Source organism: Microbulbifer agarilyticus (assembly GCF_019800665.1).
Taxonomy (GTDB): Bacteria; Pseudomonadota; Gammaproteobacteria; order Pseudomonadales; family Cellvibrionaceae; genus Microbulbifer; species Microbulbifer agarilyticus_C.
Genome location: NZ_JAHVKO010000014.1, coordinates 1 through 5,358 on the forward strand (window position 1 = coordinate 1; position 5,358 = coordinate 5,358).

Below are 5,358 nucleotides of genomic sequence, written 5' to 3' on the forward strand. Positions count from 1 at the left end.
TAACGGCTTGAAGCTTATAAGCCAGAGTATAACGATCGTAATTACGCTTTTTTGTTTGTCCCATACTGGACCTCTTTCGTGGATAAAAATACCGTCCACGAAAGTGGTTTCAGATCAGCGACCAACGCTATGCACCTTTGGTGCGAAACTGGGAGCGCAGCGACCCGCACCAGAGGTGCATAGCGTTGGGCGTCCCGCGGAGGCCTATAAGGCCGCAGCGCATTGCTTGCGCTTGTTATGTGTTTACCCACCGCACTGGGCCGGTAGACCAACACTTAAGCATTGCCGTAAGTGATACTCAGATTTTTCCAGGTTATCACGCTTTTTATATATTTCTGAAAGTGCAAAATGGCTAGGTGCGTAATTTCCCTGAGCTGAGCGAGTTAGTAATTTTATCGCCTCATCTTCGTTGCCAGAGAACAGAAGAGATACCCCTACAAAGTATCCGACCCGTGGATCCCCCGCTTCGGCCTCCAACACGCACGGCGTGTAAACATGTGCATACTCTTGCCCTCTTTCTGTGGCGGAAATCCACTCAAGACAGCTGAGAGTATTACCATCATCATTCGTACCCAATAGAGCAATTAAAGAAATAGCATTAGATATCACTGCTTGCCCCATTGATCACATAACGCCGCCGGCAGGGGCAGCTTACCTTGTGCGCCAATTGCGCAAAACTGGGAGCAAAGCGACCTGCGCAAGTGGTGCACAAGGTAAGCTGTCCCGCGGAGGGCCGCAGGCCCGGAGCAAATTGCCCGGCCTTGTTATGCATTGCCAGCGGACTCCATTTTAGACTCTATGAATGTAATTAAATCTTCTAGGTTTTCGGTATGAGTAGAGATATATACCTTACCATGCTTTCCTGCGTTCGCTACGACTGCGTCTATCCCGTTATTACTGAACGGGTAAAGTTCTTTAATCTCTGAAAGAGGGATGCTATTTGTAACAAACCAATAGTTCCGTCCAATTAGATTGTCATTTTCTATTCTTATAGATGCAAATTGGAATGCCGCTGCTATTAAAAAACCAAATACAGCAGAGAATGCAAATATACCTAAGAAAAATAAAGGTAGCTGCCATAGTGCGACATGCTCAAATGTCTTTTCTAAATTGAAACCCGTTGAAAAAAGCCTTGCTATAAAAACGAATGTAACAGGTATGGATATGGCCATACCCATAAACTTCGTAAGCTTCTTGCCCAACCCTATCCAGTTTACTTGGTACTTCACTAAGCCTCCTTTGATGCATAACGCCGCCGGCAGGGGCAGCTTACCTTATGCGCGTTTTGCGCGAAAATGGGAGCAACGCGACCAGCGCAAAAGGTGCATAAGGTGTATAAGGTAAGCTGTCCCGCGGAGGGCCGAAGGCCGGGAGCAAATTGCCCGGCCTTGTTTTGTGTTGCGACCTACTGAGGTACAACTTTAGTAGCGCACGGGCCTTTCTGGCCTTGCCCAACTACGTACTCGACTTTTTGACCATCTTCTAGGCTCGCATAGCCACCGCCGGCCTGAATTTCTGAATGGTGGACAAAAAGATCTTTACTTCCATCTTCTGGAGAGATGAAGCCATAGCCTTTTTCAGAATCAAACCACTTTACGGTTCCTGTACTCATAATATTCACAAATGTAATTGGTGAAACATAAATCCCTGATTCCACTATCACCATCATGGAATCAGGTGTTGAATTCTAAAAGACACATAACGCCCACGGCAGGGGCGGATTACCTTATGCGCGTTTTGCGCGAAAATGGGAGCGAAGCGACCGCGCAAAACGTGCATAAGGTAAGCCGTCCCGCGGAGGCCCGAAGGGGCGGAGCTCCACTGCCCGTGTTTGTTAGTGGTTTAGCTACTACGAGGCCACCCTATCTTGGGTATACCGGATCTCAGTTTGGTTTTGTGATTCTTCTACGACTTCAACACGATAGATTCGAACCTTTGAAGCACGTTGAAAATAAGGTTTTTCATCTGTGTCCCGAGACTGAGTCTGTTTCGAAAACTTTTCGGGAGCATGATTTTTTATGCTTTCTACATACTTTTGATAGATTTTCATAGAAGTTTCTGACGGAACCTTAACCCGCACCTCAGCATGAACTATCAGACCCTTACGACAATCGTACGTGACGTCAGAGTCAACTCCATATATTTTCTTACTAAACTTTGCTTTTGAAAAATCTCCACTTTCTCTTTGCCAATTCACGAATAGAGCATCAGAACATTTATACCCTGTAACCCGATCTATAGACGCAAATCCATCACTTGAAAAGACAATGGATATGAACAGAAAGAGACAGATATTTATATACTTCATAGATTTTCCACTTACCACTAACGCCCGCAACAGGGGCGACCAATGTTGTGCGCTTTTTGCGCAATACTGGGAGCGAAGCGACCGCGCAAAAAGTGCACAGCATTGGGCGTCCTGCGAAGGCCCGACGGGCCGTAGCGTATTGCTTGCGCTTGTTATGTTTTAACCCATGAACGAGATTGCTAAGAATATTGCCGCAATAACGGCTGCAAAAGCGAACATTAAACCCAACTGTCGACGCCCCTGAAAATTTCTCTCCCTTTCGTGAAATAGAGATTTCAACCCTGAGTCATCTAGATGAGAGCAATGGGAGCACTCACCTTTCCTAGTATCGTATTGGTAAAAGCAGCGCTGGCACTTTCGAAAGTACCTACGATGTTCAAGTAATTCTTTGAACTTATATAGTGCTGTGCCAAATGCCATACGATCCTCGAGAAACATAACGCCGCCGGCAGGGGCAGCTTACCTTGTGCGCCTTTTGCGCGAAAATGGGAGCATAGCGACCTGCGCAAAAGGTGCACAAGGTAAGCTGTCCCACGGAGGGCCGAAGGCCCGGAGTAAATTGCCCGGCCTTGTTAGTGTTCTCTTGGCCAATACCACCGAAATATTACACCGATGATGAATTGGACCAGGCCCATAATACTAAGGAACTTAACGATGAATTGGGCTTCATCTTCAAGCGCATACCGCATGTCAAACCAACGCGGAATGAGGAACTGACTAGAAAAAATGCTATGCCATGCCCAAAGACTTATACCCGTCACCAGTAAAATAAAACCGTAGTTTTTCACTCGATCTATCGAATCTACCTCCTTTGGGTTGGACAGATAAAACCCGATAATCACTGTAAATATAATTAATAGACTCATTTCTCTGGAACACTAACGCCGCCAGCAGGGGCGACTTACCTTGTGCGCTTTTTGCGCGAAAATGGGAGCGTAGCGACCGCGCAAAAAGTGCATAAGGTAAGGCGTCCCGCGGAGGGCCGCAGGCCTGGAGCTTTACTGCCTGGCCTGGTTATGGCTGACGCGCTCCGGACTACCCATTGGCACTTTGCCAGCCACGGCTTGGCTGGCCACTGCCCGAATAATACGAGGAAAGAATACCAAACTTTCCCCACCAATTTATTATCTTACTGGCACTCCACGAAACTGCAGCGGACTACCCTCTTCTACCGAACCAGAGCGAACACTCTAGGAACGAACATGCTTGAATAGCTACCAGCCAAAGTGGCTCAATGTTGGATGCTATTTGGTGGCACTAAATTTTCAGAAGCCACGAAAAATCAAAAAAACCGACCGGCACCATAACGCCCACGGCAGGGGCGGCTTACCTTATGCGCCTTTTGCGCGAAAATGGGAGCAAAGCGACCAGCGCAAAAGGTGCATAAGGTAAGCTGTCCCGCGGAGGGCCGAAGGCCGGGAGCAAATTGCCCGGCCTTGTTATGTGTTGCGACCTACTGAGGTACAACTTTAGTAGCGCACGGGCCTTTCTGGCCTTGCCCAACTACGTACTCGACTTTTTGACCATCTTCTAGGCTCGCATAGCCACCGCCGGCCTGAATTTCTGAATGGTGGACAAAAAGATCTTTGCTTCCATCTTCTGGAGAGATGAAGCCATAGCCTTTTTCAGAATCAAACCACTTTACGGTTCCTGTACTCATAATATTCACAAATGTAATTGGTGAAACATAAATCCCTGATTCCACTATCACCATCATGGAATCAGGTGTTGAATTCTAAAAGACACATAACGCCGCCAGCAGGGGCAGCTTACCGTGTGCGCATTTTGCGCAATAATGGGAGCACAGCGACCTGCGCAAAAAGTGCACACGGTAAGCTGTCCCGCGGAGGGCCCAAAGGCCCGGAGTATCCTGCCTGGCTTTGTTAAATTTTGGACTACCTGGAGATCCAAAACTCAATTAGAGCTTTGGTTTTATTACCTGGGGCCAGAGATCCAGGCTTGTATACCCATTTATTCACGGCACTTAATGCAGCTTGATTGAAGCCCAATTCAGGACTTGCATCAACTACCTTTGATGAAATCACTTTCCCTTGATCAGAGACTTCCACCTCCATTAGAACCCACCCTTCTACACCACGACTGAGAAGGTCCTTTGGGTAGTATGGATTGACTTTAATCAAGGGCTTATGAGTAATCTGTTGATGCGGAGCCGCAACAGGCGCAGGAATAATAGGGTTGGACTTGCAACCAGCTAAAACCAGAATAAATAGGAAAAGTACTAAATATCTCATTGCAACTCCTAGAAATTTAACGCCGTTATAACCGGCGCAGCTTTGCTGCGTCCGGCGCCGAAGGCGCGTAGTTGATAACCTTGTTAGGCTGGGCATGGGGCATCAGAAGGCCGCCTCCCCATTCTTACGATATGCCACCACACCTTTGCTCCAAGGTATTTCAAATGATCGACAATCTAGAATCGATCGTAGAGGAATGTGTGGGTCATCAGGTTTTAACCATTCGCACACAGAAACCATTACGGCGTGAGCACTATATTTAACGCCAGCTATATCATTGGGACTTTCACATGCAACCAGAAGCTCCTCTATTTGTTTTTGGTCAAAGCTGCTTGGCTCTAGAATTGATAGCCTGGATCGGCTCAGTTCTTTTAAAAGTAAACAATTGTTTTTTCGATTTTCAGTGAACCTAGCGTCCCATATTGAGCGAGTAGTCAGTGCAAAATCAAGGAGCACATCATGCTTTTTCATAGTCTTCGTTTTGTTTTCTTCTACATAGATGTACATTTGAATTAGTACCGCAAGAAGCCCGATCGTTATTACAGCATAGCCTCGGGCATTTAATTTCTTACTGACTGAATCTCGAGTCTCCCCAAGTCCGACAACTAGAGCTACAAAAGAAATGACCATAAGAACAAGTGGGATATAATACATAGTTTGTTCTCGCTTCTGAGCAAGCCTAACGCCGCTAGCAGGGGCAGCCGGAGCGCAGCGTAGGTTGTCCCAGCCGAGCCCCGAAGGGGCTGGGCGATCCTGCCTAGCCTCGTTATTGCGGCCGCACTCTGAATTACCTACTAG

Annotated in this window: 5 protein-coding genes; all 5 read right to left on the bottom strand. The window is 47.2% G+C overall.

What is annotated here, in order from left to right:
* Positions 1-764: 764 nt before the first annotated feature.
* Positions 765-1,229: a hypothetical protein gene (locus KUV22_RS17130; RefSeq protein WP_222232999.1), complete on the bottom strand. Its 465-nt coding sequence runs from the start codon at positions 1,227-1,229 to the stop codon at positions 765-767.
* A 176-nt stretch (positions 1,230-1,405) separates the two neighbouring features.
* Positions 1,406-1,612 carry a cold-shock protein gene (locus KUV22_RS17135; protein ID WP_222233002.1) on the bottom strand — a complete coding sequence of 69 codons (207 nt, stop codon included), beginning with the start codon at positions 1,610-1,612 and terminating at the stop codon, positions 1,406-1,408.
* A gap of 2,149 nt (positions 1,613-3,761) precedes the next feature.
* On the bottom strand, positions 3,762-3,968 hold the full coding sequence (locus KUV22_RS17140) for a cold-shock protein (RefSeq protein ID WP_222233002.1): 207 nt from the start codon (positions 3,966-3,968) through the stop codon (positions 3,762-3,764).
* A 235-nt stretch (positions 3,969-4,203) separates the two neighbouring features.
* Positions 4,204-4,560 carry an energy transducer TonB gene (locus KUV22_RS17145; RefSeq protein WP_222233000.1) on the bottom strand — a complete coding sequence of 119 codons (357 nt, stop codon included), beginning with the start codon at positions 4,558-4,560 and terminating at the stop codon, positions 4,204-4,206.
* A 102-nt stretch (positions 4,561-4,662) separates the two neighbouring features.
* The coding region (locus KUV22_RS17150; protein WP_222233001.1) for a hypothetical protein at positions 4,663-5,358 on the bottom strand (696 nt) is incomplete at its 5' end.

Coding starts and splice junctions, on each gene's coding strand:
- KUV22_RS17145 (WP_222233000.1), bottom strand. CDS start 4,560: ATGAGATATTTAGTACTTTTCCTATTTATTCTGGTTTTAGCTGGTTGC.
- KUV22_RS17135 (WP_222233002.1), bottom strand. CDS start 1,612: ATGAGTACAGGAACCGTAAAGTGGTTTGATTCTGAAAAAGGCTATGGC.
- KUV22_RS17140 (WP_222233002.1), bottom strand. CDS start 3,968: ATGAGTACAGGAACCGTAAAGTGGTTTGATTCTGAAAAAGGCTATGGC.